This is a genomic window from Streptomyces sp. MK37H, assembly GCF_018035285.1.
Lineage (GTDB): Bacteria > Actinomycetota > Actinomycetes > Streptomycetales > Streptomycetaceae > Streptomyces > Streptomyces endocoffeicus.
In genome coordinates, this window is record NZ_JAAAYH010000203.1 from 1 (window position 1) to 16,046 (window position 16,046).

General features: G+C 71.9%; 14 protein-coding genes and 1 pseudogene. 9 read left to right on the forward strand and 6 right to left on the reverse strand.

The annotated features are described in order from the left end of the window. Positions 1–630 (reverse strand): TetR/AcrR family transcriptional regulator (locus tag GWI24_RS25660; RefSeq protein WP_210948272.1); only part of this gene is annotated, 630 nt, incomplete at its 3' end. Between the two features lie 90 nt (positions 631–720). On the opposite strand from GWI24_RS25660, the gene GWI24_RS25665 reads away from it, so the two are divergent. The 3 genes from GWI24_RS25665 to GWI24_RS46945 all read left to right on the forward strand — a co-directional run bounded on the left by GWI24_RS25665 (position 721) and on the right by GWI24_RS46945 (position 4,662). Continuing rightward, entirely contained in the window at positions 721–1,680 is a 960-nt protein-coding gene (locus GWI24_RS25665; protein ID WP_210948273.1) for an NAD(P)-dependent alcohol dehydrogenase, read from the forward strand. A 136-nt stretch (positions 1,681–1,816) separates the two neighbouring features. Beyond that, positions 1,817–4,150: an ATP-binding domain-containing protein gene (locus GWI24_RS25670; RefSeq protein WP_210948274.1), complete on the forward strand. Its 2,334-nt coding sequence runs from the start codon at positions 1,817–1,819 to the stop codon at positions 4,148–4,150. Between the two features lie 68 nt (positions 4,151–4,218). Beyond that, positions 4,219–4,662: a hypothetical protein gene (locus GWI24_RS46945; RefSeq protein WP_374103340.1), complete on the forward strand. Its 444-nt coding sequence runs from the start codon at positions 4,219–4,221 to the stop codon at positions 4,660–4,662. On the opposite strand, the gene GWI24_RS25675 is transcribed toward GWI24_RS46945, so the two are convergent. Next, entirely contained in the window at positions 4,556–6,073 is a 1,518-nt protein-coding gene (locus tag GWI24_RS25675) for a glycoside hydrolase family 28 protein (protein ID WP_210948275.1), read from the reverse strand. The genes GWI24_RS46945 and GWI24_RS25675 overlap by 107 nt on opposite strands. 223 nt (positions 6,074–6,296) lie before the next feature. On the opposite strand from GWI24_RS25675, the gene GWI24_RS25680 reads away from it, so the two are divergent. The 4 genes from GWI24_RS25680 to GWI24_RS46335 all read left to right on the forward strand — a co-directional run bounded on the left by GWI24_RS25680 (position 6,297) and on the right by GWI24_RS46335 (position 12,180). After that, positions 6,297–6,731 carry an SRPBCC family protein gene (locus tag GWI24_RS25680; RefSeq protein ID WP_210948276.1) on the forward strand — a complete coding sequence of 145 codons (435 nt, stop codon included), beginning with the start codon at positions 6,297–6,299 and terminating at the stop codon, positions 6,729–6,731. A 290-nt stretch (positions 6,732–7,021) separates the two neighbouring features. Beyond that, positions 7,022–7,981 (forward strand): glycoside hydrolase family 20 zincin-like fold domain-containing protein, encoded by a 960-nt coding sequence (locus tag GWI24_RS25685; protein WP_210948277.1) that lies wholly within the window; start codon positions 7,022–7,024, stop codon positions 7,979–7,981. A 63-nt stretch (positions 7,982–8,044) separates the two neighbouring features. Further along, on the forward strand, positions 8,045–9,364 hold the full coding sequence (locus tag GWI24_RS25690; RefSeq protein ID WP_308344025.1) for an FAD-dependent oxidoreductase: 1,320 nt from the start codon (positions 8,045–8,047) through the stop codon (positions 9,362–9,364). A gap of 131 nt (positions 9,365–9,495) precedes the next feature. Next, positions 9,496–12,180: an SMI1/KNR4 family protein gene (locus GWI24_RS46335; RefSeq protein ID WP_210948279.1), complete on the forward strand. Its 2,685-nt coding sequence runs from the start codon at positions 9,496–9,498 to the stop codon at positions 12,178–12,180. 58 nt (positions 12,181–12,238) lie between these two features. On the opposite strand, the gene GWI24_RS25700 is transcribed toward GWI24_RS46335, so the two are convergent. Continuing rightward, positions 12,239–12,832, reverse strand: coding sequence for a TetR/AcrR family transcriptional regulator (locus GWI24_RS25700; RefSeq protein ID WP_210948280.1), 594 nt, complete (start codon positions 12,830–12,832; stop codon positions 12,239–12,241). 132 nt (positions 12,833–12,964) lie between these two features. Between GWI24_RS25700 and GWI24_RS25705 the strand changes: the two genes are divergently transcribed. Together GWI24_RS25705 and GWI24_RS25710 are read left to right on the forward strand one after the other, a co-directional pair. Beyond that, positions 12,965–14,158, forward strand: a complete 1,194-nt coding sequence (locus tag GWI24_RS25705) for a cytochrome P450 (protein ID WP_210948281.1) — start codon at positions 12,965–12,967, stop codon at positions 14,156–14,158. Between the two features lie 5 nt (positions 14,159–14,163). Beyond that, positions 14,164–14,379, forward strand: a complete 216-nt coding sequence (locus GWI24_RS25710) for a ferredoxin (protein WP_037953950.1) — start codon at positions 14,164–14,166, stop codon at positions 14,377–14,379. Positions 14,380–14,401: 22 nt separating this feature from the next. Here the strand turns inward: GWI24_RS25710 and GWI24_RS25715 are convergent, their stop codons facing one another. The 3 genes and pseudogenes from GWI24_RS25715 to GWI24_RS25725 form a co-directional block, all read right to left on the reverse strand. Next, a complete protein-coding gene (locus GWI24_RS25715; RefSeq protein WP_210948282.1) occupies positions 14,402–15,265 on the reverse strand; it encodes an SAM-dependent methyltransferase in 864 nt (287 codons plus the stop codon). Positions 15,266–15,414: 149 nt separating this feature from the next. After that, positions 15,415–15,618 (reverse strand): MbtH family NRPS accessory protein, encoded by a 204-nt coding sequence (locus tag GWI24_RS25720; RefSeq protein ID WP_198268429.1) that lies wholly within the window; start codon positions 15,616–15,618, stop codon positions 15,415–15,417. A gap of 63 nt (positions 15,619–15,681) precedes the next feature. Beyond that, a pseudogene (locus GWI24_RS25725) lies at positions 15,682–16,046 on the reverse strand (MFS transporter); the annotation flags it as partial.

The window sequence follows — 16,046 nt, forward strand, 5'->3', positions numbered from 1 at the left end:
GAGGGGGCGGGCCGGTTCGGCCCGCCCCGCCTCGAAGGACCGCAGGAGGTGGGCGACCAGCCGCCGGGACGCGGCCGGTGCCGTTGCCGCGTCGCCGATGACACCTCTGTTGGCCAGGAAGACGAGACTCAGGTCGGACACGTCGAAGTCCTCGCGCAGCCGCCCCGCGGCCTTGGCGCGCCGGACCACCTCGGCGAAGCCCTCTTCGATCCGCAGCCGCTCCCGCTCGAAGCCGACCACGTCGGGAAGCGACGACAGCAAGGCGTCGTTGAACTCCCGGTCCTGCGTCTGCGAAGCACACACCGTCTCGATGGTCCGGCGGAAGGCCCGCCACGCGTCGTCGTCGGCAAGGGCGTCGTCGACGATCGCCGCACAGGCGGCGAACTCGTCCGAGAACACCTCCGTGACCAGCGCCTCCCGGGTGGGGAAGCGCCGGTAGAGCGTGGCCACCCCGACCCCGGCATGACGGGCGATGGTGGCCATCGGCACATCGAGCCCACGCGAGACGAACAGCGCCCGGGCCGCCTCGAGGACGCGCCTGCGGTTGGACGCCGCGTCGGACCGCAACCCCGGACTTCCGGTGTCCCGAACACCGGTGGCGGGCGCTATATGAGAGACGTGAGCAGGCATGTTTCTCACCTTACGCCGACCGGGCGGTTTCTCCCTTTGCGCGCATTAGCGTGACGGCAACCCCGATGTGCGAAAGGGACGATGAGGGCGATGAGCGAGATGCGCGCGGCGCTGTACGACCGGTACGGACCTCCCGAGGTGCTGTACGAGGGCACACTGCCGAAGCCGGTGGCCGGTCCGGGCGAGGTGCTGGTCCGAGTGCACGCCACAAGTGTGAACGGCGGCGAGCTCTCGGGCCGGGCGGGCAAGCTGAAGCTGGTGACCGGGCGGAAGTTCCCGCAGGGCACCGGCATCGACATCGCCGGGGAGATCGCCGAGGTGGGCTCATCCGTGCGCCATCTCGCGGTGGGCGAGCGGGTGTGGGGGGCGATGCCGCACCTGACGTTCGGGGCGGCCGCCGAATACGTCGCCGTCCGGCCCCGCCAGCTCTCCTACGCCCCCGAGAGCCTCGATCTCGTCCGGGCCGCGGCCCTGCCCGCCGTCGGCACCACGGCCATCACGGCGCTGCGCGACAAGATCGGCCTGATGAGCGGCGAGCGGCTGCTGGTGCGGGGCGCGGCCGGCGGTGTCGGCAGTGTCGCCGTCCAGCTCGGACACGCGCTCGGCGCCCATGTCACCGCGCTCGCCGGGGCGAAGACGCTCGACCTCGTCCGGGAGCTCGGCGCCGATGAGGCGCATGATTACCGGACCACCGGCCCGGCCGCCCTCGGGCCGTTCGACGCCGTGCTGGACACGGTGGGCACCGAGCTCGGCGCCTATCGCGGGCTGCTGGCGCCCGGCGGGCGCATGGTGGCCATCGCCTTCGACACCGACCGCCCGCTGTCCTCGCTGGGCTCCATGCTCCTCTCCACCGTGCACGGCTCACGGCGGGTGCGGTTCTTCACGGGAAACCCCCTGCACCAGCTCTTCGCGGACCTCACCGCGTATGTGGAGAACGGGGCGATCCGGCCGGTCGTCGACACCGTCCATCCGCTCTCCGGCATCGCGAAGGCCCATCGCGCCATGGAAGCCGGCGGTGTCCGCGGCAAACATGTCATTCAGGTGAAATGAGGCCATAAAACAGAGAAACGCCCCGGCTGCCTTGACGGCCGGGGCGTTTCTCGGCGTATATTGGGGGTTTCCTTTGCCATTGTGTTCATGGCATGGGGAAACCTGATGAAGTCATCGTATCCCGGCGGGAGTCGAATTGTCAAACGAGGAATGGGACCGTGAGCAAGAATTCCTTGATCTGCTCAACGGGCGCCTCGCCGAGCTCAGGGCACGAGCCGAGGAGTCGGTGACCGAGGCCCTGTCCTTGGAGGGCACCACCTTCCAGGCGCGGCTGGAGCGCGATGTGCTGGTGGCCGAGCGGTCCGGGCTGCTCGCCGCGTTCGAGGCGGGGGAGCGGGGGCTGTGCTTCGGCCGGCTGCTGTTCCGCGACGACCGCGACTACCACATCGGCCGCATCGGCATCCGGCGCGATGACGCGGACCGCACCCCGCTGGTCATCGACTGGCGGGCCGATGTGGCCCGTCCGTTCTACCTCGCCACCGGGCACACCCCCATGGGGCTGCGCCGCAGGCGCCACATCACCACCGAGGGACCCAAGGTCACCGGGCTGCACGACGAGATCCTGGACCTCTCGGACACCATACGGACCGGGCATGAGGGTTCCGACGCGGACGCCGTGCTGCTCGCCGCGCTCGACGCCGCCCGCACCGGCCGGATGCATGACATCGTGCAGACCATCCAGGCCGAACAGGACCAGATCATCCGCGCCCCGCACCACGGCGTCCACGTCGTGGAGGGCGGCCCCGGCACCGGCAAGACCGTCGTGGCGCTGCACCGCGCCGCGTATCTGCTCTACGCGCACCGGGAGTCGCTGGCCCGCCGCGCGGTGCTGATCGTCGGACCCAACCCGGCGTTCCTCGGTTACATCGGCGAGGTGCTGCCCTCGCTCGGCGAGACCGGTGTGCTCCTGGCCACGCTCGGCGAGCTCTTCCCCGGTGTGACGGCGACCGGCACCGACACCCCCGAGGCCGCCGAGGTCAAGGGCCGCGCGGAGATGGCGGATGCCCTGGCCCGCTTCGTACGGGACCGGCAGACGGTGCCCGACCCCGCGATCGTCATCGAGCACGACGACGGCGATCTGGTGCTGGACAAGGACATCGCGTCCGAGGCGGGTCACAAGGCACGGGAGACCGGGCTGCCGCACAACCTCGCCCGTCCGCACTTCGCCTTCCGTGTCATCGACGCCCTCACCGACCAGCTCGTGGACCGGATCGGTGCGGACCCCTTCGGCGGGCCCAACCTCCTCGGCGCGGACGACGTCGCCCAGCTCGGCAAGGCGATCGCGGTCAACCCCGAGGTGCACGCGGCCATCGCGGAGCTGTGGCCGGCCCTCACCCCGCGGCAGCTCGTGGCCGACTTCCTCGCCGACCCCGTCCACCTCGCCGACGCCGACGCCGCCGCGATCCGCCGCACCGACGGCGAATGGACCCCCGCCGACGTGCCGTTGCTGGACGAGGCGGCCGAACTGCTCGGCCATGACGACGCGGCGGCCCGCGCCGCCGCGGAGGCCGAGCGCCAGGAGCGCATCGAGTACGCACAGGGCGTGCTCGACCTCTCCTACGGTTCCCGCACCCAGGAGTTCGAGGACCGTGAGGACGAGGAGTCGGAGGTGCTGGCCGCCCACGACCTCATCGACGCCGAACGGCTGGCCGACCGTGCCGAGGAGCGCGACCACCGCAGCGCCGCCGAACGCGCCGCCGCCGACCGTACCTGGGCCTTCGGCCACATCATCGTGGACGAGGCCCAGGAGCTGTCCGCGATGGCGTGGCGGCTGCTGATGCGGCGCAGCCCGACCCGTTCGATGACCCTGGTCGGCGACCCCGCGCAGACCGCGGAGCCGGGTGGCTGCGGCTCCTGGTCCTCGATCCTGGAGCCGTATGTGGGCGACCGCTGGGAGCACAGCCGGCTCGGCGTCAACTACCGCACCCCGACCGAGATCATGGACGTCGCGGCGCGGGTGGCCCGTACCGTCGACCCCGCCTTCCAGCCGCCGCGCTCGGTCCGCGCCACCGGGGTGCGGCCGTGGGCGGAGCACACCGGCGATCTGCCCGGCGCGGTGGCCGCGGCCGTGGCGCGGGAGACCCGCACCGAGGGCCGTCTCGCGGTGATCGCCCCGAAGGACCGCCATGACGCGCTGTCAGCCGCCCTCCCGCAGGCGTCCACCGGCCGGTCCCCGGACCTGACCAGCGCGGTGGTGCTGCTCGACCCCCGGCAGGCCAAGGGGCTGGAGTTCGACACCGTGATCGTGGCCGAGCCCGCGGAGTTCGGCACCAGCGACCTCTATGTGGCGCTCACCCGGGCCACCCAGCGGCTGGGTGTGGTGCACACCGGGCCGCTCCCGGAGGGCCTGCGCGACCTGGCCGGTGTGGCGGATCCGGCCGACCTGCCCGACGCGGCTGGTCACGAGGCGGCCGACGGCTCCGAGGGGACGGTGATGTCCCGGAACCCCGTCCGGGCGTCCTCGGTGTAGGCGCCGACGCTCCCCGCCGTGGACGGCCACGTATCACCCGGGCCCTGCCCGGGGAAGGCCCTGTCCCGATGGGAGCGCCGAGGCGGGCGACCGCGGGGGTCACCGCCGCGGTCGCCGTCCCGACCGGATGCGACCGGGCCGGTATCCGGCCCGCCGCCCCGTACTCCTGGACCGTCAGCGAGCGCGCGGCGGCGGACGAGCAGTCGGCCGCGTATGAGGCGCTGCTGACCGCCTTCGACGGCCGGCCGTGGTGGGCCGGGGTGTGCCGGTGGATGTGGGACGACTGGCCGGACAGCGGCGGGACCGCCCCACGGCTGGCCCGCACCCGCCATGGGAAACCCGCCGAGCAGGTGCTGCGCCGTTGGTGGCGGGGGCGCCCCCGGGGGTGTGGTCAGCCGTCGTGGGTCACGAGGAGCAGTTCTCGCTGGATCCGCTGGAGCTCACCCGCAGCGCTCCGCCGGAGGTGTTGGCGCTGTCGGCGAGGCAGTAGCCGGACACGTTCTGGACGATGACGTCCGCCGGACTGTCGCTGCCGCGCTGTGCGGTGAGGTGATTGAACCGCAGCGCGCTCCCGGAGTTGGCGACGACCGCCGGACGGCCGTCGTTCTTGGCGAACCGCACCGAGCTGTCGTTGAAGGTGATGTGGTCCGCGTTGTGCAGATACCAGCCGAAGGCGGGGCGGGTGCCGATGCTCTTCGGGTTGTAGTCGTCGGAGTCATTGCTGGGAACACCGGTGGACATGGTGCCGTTGCCGCCGGGCACGGTGAGATTGACGTTGTTGAAGGTCACACCGCTGATGTGATTGCCGCCGGACTCACCCCACAGTGTCGGGCTGAAGGAGGGGGTGTTCCCGGTCCCGGTGATGTTGTCGTAGGTGATGTCGCTGATGTGGCCGACTCCCGGATTTCCACCACACCGTTTTCTCGTCCCGATCTTCTGCATGATGGGGGAGTGCACATTGGTCATGGTGATGTCGCGGTAGTGCACATCGGAGATGTTGGCACCGTCCATGGAAACCATACCGAGCCCGGACTTGTCCGCACCGGTGATGGTGATGTCCTGGAAGTTGTAGTCCGAGAAGTCACCACAGGTCTCGGAGCCGAACATCAGGGCGTTGCAGCACTTCGCGGAGAGATGTGAATCGGTCACCTTCACATGGCCGTTGGACAGCTTGGCACCCAGGGCGTAGTCGCTCTTGAAGGCGAGCGCGTCGTCGTTGGCGGCGATATCGGCATGGGTGATGGTCACATTGGTGGTGCTGATGATGTTCCAGCCGTCACGGTCGCTCGCCGTGTCGATGGTGAGATGGTCCGAGGTCACGTTCTCGCAGCCGTTGATGAGGGCCGCGAAGTGGCCACCGCGCCGCAGGGTGATCCCGTCGAGGGTCAGCCCGTCACAGCGGGTCAGCGAAATGATCTTGTCTGCCTCGCCGGAGTCGGGGTTCCCGGTGATGAGGTTGCCCGCGCCGTCGATGGTGCCCGAACCGGTGAACCCGATGTCGGTGAGCTTGTCGCCGTAGAACATCGCGTTGTGGAAGTGGCTGTGGCCGTAGTCCTGGTAGTCGTCGTTCGGATTGGACTCGGGCTTGTCGTAGGTGTCCGCGCTCGAACCGAGGATCGTGGCCCCGGAGTCCAGCTGGAGGGTCACCTCGCTCTTGAGGTGGACGGTGTTCTTGGACTTGTACTGTCCGGACGGGAAGCGGACGATTCCGCCCCCGGCGCTGTTGGCCGCCGTGATGGCCTTGTCGATGGCGGCGGAGTCATTGGACGAACCGTCGGCCTTCGCGCCGTAGTCCATCACGCTGAACACCGGTGCCGCGGTGGTGGCCGTCTCCTGCGCGGGGGCGGCGGCCGCCTGGGGCACTTGCGATAACCCGAAGACGGTGGCGAGGGCGAGCGCCGCGCCTGCGGCGAGTCTCTTCATCTCTCGTTCTCCTTCTCCTGTGGAGCCGTGGAGATCCGACGTGTTAGAAGGTCTGGACCTGCTTGAACTGCGAGAATCCCTCCGGTCGGGCGACTTGCGTCTGCTCCGGACCAGAAAGGTAGGATCTCTCTCCTTCTGTGGAAGGTAACAGGAGGATCCGAGCTGTCAATGGCCTCAGCCGCCACGACCGCCTCCCCGGCCGTCGATCGCCTACGATCCCGCTGTGGCCCCCTTCCGTATCGAGCGGCGCTCCCCACTGCCCGTCGACCAGGCCTGGCGACGGCTCACCGACTGGCCGCGCCACGGCGCCCATGTGCCGCTGAGCGGCGTCACCGTGCGCCCGGCGGGGCCGACCCGGGTGGGCACCGTGGTCGTGGTACGCACGGGCGTCGGCCGCGCCGGATTCGACGACCCCATGGAGGTCGTGCGCTGGGACCCGCCCACCGGGGACACTCCCGGCAGCTGCAGGCTGGAGAAGCGCGGCTCGGTGGTCCTCGGATGGGCCGAGATCGAGGTGCGCCCCCAGGACGGTGGATCCGAGGTGGTATGGCGCGAGGAGGTGCGACTCCGGGGACTGCCCCGGCTGTTCGACCCGCTGACGGTCTGGTCCGGCTGCCTGCTCTTCGGCCGAGTGGCCGACGCATTGCTCAAGGGGTGACGACCGCCCCGCTTCCGCCGGTGGCCCCGTCCCTGCTGGGTGCCCCGGCTCGCGGTGGCCCTGCTCCCGGCGGTGGCTCCGTTCCCCGCCGGGCGGCTCAGCTCTGAGTGGCCCGAGTGGTACGGCGTTTGACAACCGATGGCGGGGTCGATCATCCAGGCTCATCGCTGGGCAGGGATACGCCGGGCGCCACGGGCTTGCCCCGCGCGCGGCACACCACCCCGGCATCACCGCACGGCACCGCACCGCCCCGAAGGCCCGACCCCCGAACGCCCCGGAGGAGATGTCCCATGCGCAGTCGCGCCAGAACCATGGCACCCGGCAGGGTGTTGTTCACCCTCCTCGCCCTGCTGTTGCCCACCGGCGCGTCCGCCACCGCGTCCGCCACCGCCACCGGGCCGCTGTCGGTCGTCACTCCGCGCCCGCAGGAGATGTCCCGCATCGGAGCGGACGTCCATGTCCCCTCCCGCGTCCGCCTCGTCATATCGGACGGTGTGGACCGTCCGACCCGCGATCTCGTCACCTCCGTGCTGCGCGGCGCGGGGGCCTCGCGGATCCAGGACGGCCCCGGGCCGAAGCTGACCGTGACCGTCGGACGGATCGCCGATCCACGGGTCGCGAGGGCGCTTCGGGCAGCCGGGGGCAGGGTGCCTGGCCGGCTGCCCGCCGAGGGCTACGCACTCGCCGCGGGACGCGGATCGGTGGCGCTCGCGGGCGCCGACCCGGACGGGACGTACTGCGCGGCGCAGACGCTGCGTCAGCTCGTCTCCGGCCACCGCGCGATCGCGTCCGTCCCGGTCACCGACCATCCGCTGAAGGCGGGGCGCGAGCGAGCGGCCCTGCGGGAGCCGCGCCCGTACGCCCGGCTGCTCGCCGCCGCGCCCGAGCGCATCAGAGCCGGTGTCGCGGACCGGGGATTCGTGGCGGAGTGCGCGCCCTGGCTGGACGCGCTGTCGCTGTGGGGGCGCGCCTTCGAGCGCACCCTGGACGCGCTGGGCGCCCGTCTCGACGGCCATGACGCCCAGGCGGCGCGGTGGTTCGCCGAGGCGGCGGCCGACGCGCGGCGAGCCGGGGAGATCCGCACCATCCCCGGCGAGACCCGCCCCGAGGGCCCGGTACGCATCGCCGACGGAGTCCTCGACACCTTCATCACCCAAGCGCCCAAGCGCCCAAGCGCCCAAGCGCCCAAGCCGCCTGAACCGTCGAAGCGGTTGTATTTGCCACCCTTGGGACTGGTGACGCTCGGATGATTCTGCAATACGCTCCGTAGTATGGGGGTGCCGGGGGAAGGTACGGAGCGAGGGACCGCGGTAGTGATCGGCGGAGGTCTCGCCGGGCTGCTGGCCGCATGGGCGCTGCGGGGATATGCCGAGCGCATTGTCATAGTCGAGCGTGACCGCTATCCCGAGGGGCCGGCGTTCCGCTCGGGCGTTCCGCAGGCGCGCCACGCGCATCTGCTGCTCGAGGCCGGGCATCGGGCGCTGGAGGAGCTGATGCCCGGCGCACGGGAGGAGTTGCTGGCCGCCGGGGCGGTGCGGGTGCCGATGTCGGGCGTGCGCTGGCTCAGTGCGGCCGGGTGGCTCGCGAAGTACGAGAGCGAGGTCGCGTTCCTCTCCTGCACCAGACCGCTCCTCGACCATACGGTGCTGCGCCGGGTGCGCGCCGAGTCCGCGGTGCGATGGCTGGAGAACACCGACGTCGTCGGACTCCTCGGCGCCCCGGGCGAGCTGACGGGCGTCCAGGTCCGGGCGCGGGGCGATGCCCGCGCCCGGGTGCGCGAGCTGCGCGCGGAGATGGTGGTCGACGCCTCCGGGCGCACCTCCTCGGTCCCCGCCTGGCTGGCCCGGCTGGGCTGTCCGCCCGCCCCCGAGGAGCGCGTCGACGCGGGGGTGTCGTACGCCAGCCGGATATACCACCGCCCCGCCGGGGCGGATCCGGGCTTCGACGCGCTCTATCTGCAGACCAAGGCCCCCGACGCGCCCAGGCTCGGCGTGGTGCTGCCCGTGGAGGGCGGCCGGTGGATCGCCAGCGTCGGCAGTATGCGGGGAGCGCAGGCCGAGCCGGGTGCGTCCGGTTTCGACCGGCAGCTGCGTCTGCTGCGGGACCCTAGCCTGCACGAGCTGCTGGCCGGGGCCGAGCCGGCCGGTGCGGTCCGCGGCTTCTGGCCCGGCCCCGGCGTGCGGCGTCACTACGAGCGCCGGGCGCCGCGGGGGCTGGTCGTCATCGGTGACGCCGTGTGCACCTTCAACCCGGTCTACGGCCAGGGCATCACCGTGTCCGGGCTCGGCGCCCGCGCCCTGCGGGCCGCCGCCGAGCGCCACGGCGGCATCGGCCACCGTACGGCGCACGCCGCCCGTAAGGGCATCGCGGCCGCCACGGACACCGCGTGGATGCTGTCCTCCAGCGAGGACGTGCGCTTCCCCACCACCACGGGCGGCCCCGCCGGAGTGGGGGTACGGGCCCAGCACCGCTATCTGGACCGGGTCATCCGGCGTGCCACCGTCGACCCGGGGGTCTGCAAGGCCCTGCACGAGGTGATGTCGATGGTCGCCGCGCCCACCGCGCTGATGCGCCCCGCCGTCCTCGGGGCGGTGCTGCGCTGGGGAGGGGGCGGCCGACCCGCATCCCCCTAGTGATCGTCGCGGATCACGGACGGTGCCGGTCGGCCGTCCTAGCATCGGCAGCATCCGGGTGTTGTGAGGCCACCCGCACCCATGCCCCGACGACATGTCAATGGACCAGACGGCCCCATCAGGAGCACAGCGTGCGAGCGACTTTTGCGGATTTCACCATCGATCCGCCTCGATTCGGCAATGGCACGGCCCGGTACATACGGTGCCATCCCGACCGGGACCGTCTCGCGATCGGCGCGGGCGGACGTGTCGAGCTCGACTTCGCGCTGGACGGCGGCGAACTGCCGGAGCAGCTGACGCTGACCCTGGTCGCGCGGGTCTCACCGCTGGGGGAATCCCTGGGATGGGCGCCCATCGACATCACCGTCAACGGGCATGCGGTGATCTCGCGGTTCACCGTGCCCGGTGGCGCCCGCCCCCGGGAGGTGCCCTTCGCGCTCCCCGGCGAGGCGCTGGTGGCGGGCCTGAACACGCTGTGCGTCCGCGGCTGCGCCGAGGCGCGCGGCCTGCTCTGGCTGTACCGGATCAGCGTCGAGCCGTCCCGCATCTGCGCCCGTATGCACCTCATGGCGGAGGAGCGGTCCGCCGAGGCGGCGGTGTGCGCCTACCGCACCGAGTGGCGCGCCCCGGGCTCCGCCGAATGGCGGCCCGCCCCACGGCTGCTGGTCCATCTCGACCGGGGCGAGGGCTCGCTGCCGGTCCGGCTCGCCTGGCGCGGGCAGGACGGCGCGGAGGCGTCGATCGGCTTCCAGCCGGCGATGACGGAGTTCTACGGACACCGCCGGGCCGCCGACGGCACGCTCACCGAGTACCGGGGGGTGCTGGAGGGCCGCTCACCGCTGCGGGACAGCGCGCTGGAGGAGGTGATGCACCGCTTCCGCACGGTGGAGGGCTGTGGGTCCGCGGGGCCGGGCCTCCGCCAGGAGCTGCGCCTGCTGATCGAGGACGGGGGGCCGCCCGTCGAGCGGGTCATCTGGGGCGATCCATCGGGCCACTCGGGCACGGTGTCGCTGCTGGCCGCCGAGCCCGGCCCGGAGGCCGAGGTGACCGACCTGGTCACCAAGGTCCGGGCGCACAGCGAGTTCGCCGAGATGGGCGAGGTCGCGGAGAACCTGCTGCACGACTCATGGCACAAGTGGCTGGGCCATGGCGACCGCGCCTGGCTGGAGTTCACCCTGCGGCGGCCGGTGGCCGTCGGCCACTACGTCCTGACCTCGGCCAATGACGTCCCGGGCCGCGACCCGAAGGACTGGACCCTCAAGGGCTCGAACGACGGGGAGCACTGGGTGGACCTGGACGCCCGCGTCGAGGAGAGCTTCGCGCACCGCCATCAGCCCCGGGGATTCACCTTCGCCGCCACCACGGCCTACCGCCACTACCGCCTGGAGATCACCCGGAACGCGGGGGAGGACCAGATCCAGCTCTCCCAGGTCCGCCTCTTCACCTCCGCCCCCCAGCCGAAGGGCTTCATCGGCCACTACCAGCGGGCGGGCGAGGCGCCCACCGGATACCGCGGCACATCGGTGTCGGCCGCCCCGGAGCCGGGGTCCGTGACGGCGCCGCCGCGGACCGTCGAGCAGTGGCGGTCCTATCTGGCGGAGTACAGCGCGACCATCCTGCGGGTGGCCGACGAGGAGGAGCTGAGCGAGGTCGACGACGAGCAACGGGCGGCCGGGTGGCTCGGGTTCGAGGGCGCGGACGAGGAGAGCATCCTCGCCCTGGAGGAGCGGCTCGGCACCCGGCTCCCGCCGAGCTACCGCACCTTCCTGGGCGCCTCCGACGGCTGGCTGAACATCAGCCCGTTCATGTGGCGGATGCGCCCGGCCAAGACCGTCGGCTGGCTGCGCGAGGCCGACCCCGAGACCTGGAGGGTCATCCGGGGCGGCGAGGGCGAGGGCTGGGACGACACCGCGTTCATGGACCGGGCGCTGCTGGTCTCCGAGGAGGGCGACGCCCAGCACTGGCTGCTGGACCCCGCCGATGTGTCCGAGGACGGGGAGTGGGCCGCGTACATCTGGGCCAGCTGGTATCCGGCCCTGGGGGACCGGCACGCCTCGTTCGCCGAGCTGGTCGCCGAGGAGCGCGACGGCTTCGAGGACCAGGCGGCCCATGAGGTGCGCATGGGGCGTCCCGGGACCGCCGAGGATCTGCTGGCCGAGGGCAGGGCGCAGGCCCTGCGGGGCGAGGTGCGCAAGGCCATGGCCACCTTCGAGCAGGCCGCGGTCAAGGGCTCGGGCGCCGGTGCGTATCTGGGCATCATCCTGGGGGCGTTCCTCGACATCAGCGCCGCCCACCACTGGATACGCACCGGCATCCTCGGGGACCCGCGCGTCCTCGAGGCGATCGGCATGGAGCAGTTACGGGCCGAGGCCGCCCCGCTCTATCTGCGCTGCGCGGCCGAGGAGTGGACCGGCGCCCCCGGTGGCTATCTCTCGGCCCTCGGCGACATCCTGCCGCGGCTCCCCGACGGCGTGGACGGTGTCGTGGGCGCGGGCGGTGCGGCCGCGAGCGGCGCCGCCACCGAGAGCGACGACACCGCCGCCTGGATGGCCCGGGCCGCCGCCTTCGCCCCGCCCGCCCTGCCCGAGTCCCGCACCTTCCAGCAGGCCCTGGACCTGGCCAGGGCGCTGGCCGACCGCGGCGCCACCGATCAGTCCTGGGCCGTGATCGAGGCCGCCCTGCCGCACTGGCACTGCGACTCCCCGCACCGCATCGCCCCGGTCGTGCTGCTCACCGATCCGGCATTCCGCGAGGTGGTCACCCCGGCCCGGGCCCGTCGCGTCGTCACCACGCCCCGTGGGGAGTTCCGCGAGTAGCGCCTGACCTCCTATAGCCCGGCCCTCCTCCGACCCGCCCCTCCTCCGACATGGCCTCCTACCGCCGGCCGTCCGCCGCCGGAAGGCCGTCCAGGAGGGTGCCGAGCGCGGCCGTGACCAGCGCGCACACCTCGTCCGGGTCCGCGTCCGCCAGCGGCTCCTTGCCCACCAGCACCCGCATCGTCCCTATGCCGAGCAGCCAGGACAGGGCCAGATCCGCCCGCAGTTCGTGGTTGTCGGCGCTGGACAGGGAGGCCAGCACCCGCGCGTAGTCGTCACTGATGGCGCGCACCGCCGTACCGATCTCGTCGCCGCTGTCCACCGAGCGCAGCAGCGTGGCCAGCGCGCGGCCGCCCGGTTCCCTGCCGCCGTGGCCCAGCAGCCCGCGCAGGGCGGCCTCCAGCAGCTCATGGGGTGGGGTGGTGCGCAGCTGCTCCTCCCCGTTGTGCGCGATCACCTCGCCGAACAGCGCTCTCTTCGAACCGAAGTAGCGGAACAGCAGCGCCTGGTTGACCCCCGCGCGATCGGCGATGTCCCGGACCGTCGCCCGTTCGTAGCCCCGCTCGGCGAACAGCGCCGCCGCGGCCTCCAGCAGCCGCCGACGTGTGTTCCGCGCGTCCCGGCGCTGCCCCTCGGACACGGTCGTCCCCATCACGACACCCCTCTCGTCTGCCTCCGGCGATTTCCCTCCGGCCAGTCAGATCAACGGCGCAAAGGGGCCGTTGACCGTACCAGCCGCCGCCTCCTAGCTTTGTAAGCACGTGCTTACGCAAGGGAGGTCACGGTGACCACAGCGGAGACGACACCCATCGCCTATCCCTTCAATTCCGCCGAGGGGCTCGCGCTCAGCGAGGCGTACGACCAGGCCAGGAACCACACCGGATTACTCCGGGTGCGCATGCCCTACGGTGAGCCCGCCTGGCTGGCCACGCGGTACGCCGACGCCCGGCTGGTGCTCGGGGACCGGCGCTTCAGCCGGGCCGCGGCGCTCCACCACGACGAGCCACGGCAGTCCGAGGGCCGGCGCGACAGCGGCGGCATCCTGACCATGGACCCGCCCGACCACACCCGGCTGCGCACCCTCGTCGCCAAGGCGTTCACCGTCCACCAGGTGGAGAAACTCCGCCCTTGGGTCCGGCAGTTGACCCATCACCTGCTCGACGGCCTCGAGGCCGCGGGGCCACCCGCCGATCTCGTGGACCGCTACGCCCTGCCCATTCCGGTCGGGGTCATCTGCGCCATGCTCGGCGTCCCGGAGGAGGACCGGTCCAAGTTCCGCGCCTGGAGCGACGCCGCGCTGTCCACCAGCTCCCTGAGCGCCGACGAGTTCAACCGCAACACCGATGAGCTGCGCGCCTATATGGCCGGGCTGATCGAGGACCATCGCATCCGCCCGCGGGACGACATCATGACGTCGCTGATCGAGGCGAGGGACGCGGGCGACCGGCTGTCCGAGCTCGAGCTGGTCGATCTGTGCGTGGGCATCCTGGTGGCCGGGCACGAGACCACGGCCACCCAGATCCCCAACTTCGTGCTGACGCTGCTGGACCACCCGGACGAACTGCGTCGGCTGCGCGAGGAGCCCGCCCTGCTCCACGGCGCCGTCGAGGAGCTGCTGCGCTTCGTCCCGCTGGGCATGGCCGCGTCCTTCCCCCGCTACGCCACCGAGGACGTCGAGGTGGGCGGCACCCTGGTGCGCGCCGGGGAGCCCGTGCTCGTCGCCGTCGGCTCGGCCAACCGCGACGCGCTGCGCTTCGACGAGCCGGGCACCCTGAACGTCGCCCGCCCCGCCACCCAGCACCTCGGCTTCGGCCACGGTGTGCACCACTGCCTGGGCGCGCCCCTGGCCCGGCTGGAGCTCCAGGAGGCGCTCGGCGCGCTGATCGCCCGCTTCCCGAACCTGCGGCTGGCCGGGGATGTGGAGTGGAAGGGCCAGATGCTGGTCCGCGGGCCCCGAGTCATGCCCGTCGGGTGGTGAGCCGGATGACCTGGAAGGCGGAGGTCGACGGCGGCCGGTGCATGGCGTCCGGCATGTGCGCCGGCATTGCCCCCGACCTGTTCGCCCTCGACGAGGAGCACGCCCGGCCGCGACGCGAGGAGGTTCCGGAGGAGGAGCGGGTGCTGGACGCGGCGGACTCCTGTCCCGCGCTGGCGATCACCATCCGCGACGGCACCACGACCGTCGGACCGCGTCCCTGAACCCTGTCCGGGAGACTCCGCGTCAGGACTTCTGGGCGACGCCCGCCCAGAAGGACACCTCTTCGTCGGTCACATCGCCGGTCTCCACATGGGAGTCCCTTTCGGCCAGGTCGGTCCGCCAGCGGTGCGGCACCTCCAGGCCCGGCTCGACCAGCTCCAGACCGGTGAAGAAGCGCTCCACCTCGTCCCTGGTGCGGATCTTCCCCTGGATGCCACCGCTGTGGTAGATCTGCACGGTCTTCTGGGTGGCCTCGGGGTCGAAGTCCGGGGTGATGTGGCTCAGCACCAGGAAGGAGCCGGGGGCGAGCGCGTCGACCAGCCGCTGGACGAGGTCGTACGGGCCCCACTCGTCGGGGACGAAGTGCAGGAGCGAGACCAGGCTCAGCGCGACCGGCCGGGAGAGGTCCAGCACCTCGGTGAGGTCGGGCGAGGCGAGGACGGCCTCGGGCTCGGTGATGTCCCCGTGCACATAGGCGGTGCGGCCCTCGGGGTGGCTCTTGAGCAGGGCCTGGGCATGGGCGAGGACGATGGGGTCGTTGTCCACGTAGACGACCCGGGACTCCGGTGCGATGCCCTGGGCGATCTCGTGCAGATTCGGCCGGGTGGGAATGCCGGTGCCGATGTCGAGGAACTGGCGGATGCCCCGCTCGTCGGCGAGGAACCGGATCGCGCGGTGCATCCAGGCCCGGTTGGTCCTGGCGGCGATCATGACACCGGGCCACAGGGTGAGCACCTTGGCCGCGGCTTCACGGTCGGCGACGTAGTTGTCCTTGCCGCCCAGGAAGTAGTCGTACATCCGGGCGCTGTGCGGTCGCCCCTGGTTGAGAGGGGTGTTGGGGGGCTCCGGCCCGCTTCCGGTCTGGGATGCTACCCCTTGCGCGGTCACGTGGTGTTCTCCTCCGTATCCGGGCGCGATCCCTCACGCCGCGGCCGACTGTTCAAAGGATGGTAACCGCGTGACCGTACGGGGAAGTTGAGGGGCCCGGTGCGGCCGGCACCATCACGCGCCGGCCGCGCCGCGTTACGAGGCCCGGGTCAGGAGGCCGCGTTGTCCATGCGTTCGCGCAGGCTGCGCGGCCGCATATCGGTCCACACCTCGTCGACGTAGGCGGAGCACTCGTCCTTGGTGCCCTCCTTGCCGACGGGGTGCCAGCCCTCGGGCACCTCGAGGTCGGCGGGCCACAGCGAGTACTGGTCCTCGTCGTTGCGCAGCACCTGGTAGCGGGCGTTGTCGTCCATGATCGTTCTCTCCTGTCGATGATCGGTCAGATCGGAAATGGTCGGTGAAGTGCCGGATGGCGGTCAGTCGGTCGGCCGCCCGGCCTCATGGCGGCGGGACAGCGTGCGCAGGGTCGGGCTGACGGTGGCCAGGACGGCCGCGCCGGCCATCCCCGCCGAGCAGAGCAGGATCGCCCGGTCGCCCGGCAGGGCCTGGGCGAGCGATCCGCCCATCGCGGGGCCCGCCGCGCCCGCAGCACCGCAGGCCAGGACGAGTGTGCTGGTGAGCCTGCCGCGCAGTACGTCCGGGGTGCGCAGCAGTTGGTCGGTCATGATCGCGGTGTTCGCCGTCGGCGGGAACAGCGCCATCAGGGCGAACAGCACCCCGATGAGATAGCCGCTGTCCATCAGCACGGTGACCGGGGCGAGCACGGCCAGCGCCCAGAACA

Bases quoted from the DNA above. Each gene is read 5' to 3' on its own strand.
- GWI24_RS25665 (WP_210948273.1), top strand. From the start codon at position 721: ATGAGCGAGATGCGCGCGGCGCTGTACGACCGGTACGGACCTCCCGAG.
- GWI24_RS46945 (WP_374103340.1), top strand. From the start codon at position 4,219: ATGGGAGCGCCGAGGCGGGCGACCGCGGGGGTCACCGCCGCGGTCGCC.
- GWI24_RS25675 (WP_210948275.1), bottom strand. From the start codon at position 6,073: ATGAAGAGACTCGCCGCAGGCGCGGCGCTCGCCCTCGCCACCGTCTTC.
- GWI24_RS25685 (WP_210948277.1), top strand. From the start codon at position 7,022: ATGCGCAGTCGCGCCAGAACCATGGCACCCGGCAGGGTGTTGTTCACC.
- GWI24_RS25700 (WP_210948280.1), bottom strand. From the start codon at position 12,832: ATGGGGACGACCGTGTCCGAGGGGCAGCGCCGGGACGCGCGGAACACA.
- GWI24_RS25710 (WP_037953950.1), top strand. From the start codon at position 14,164: ATGACCTGGAAGGCGGAGGTCGACGGCGGCCGGTGCATGGCGTCCGGC.
- GWI24_RS25720 (WP_198268429.1), bottom strand. From the start codon at position 15,618: ATGGACGACAACGCCCGCTACCAGGTGCTGCGCAACGACGAGGACCAG.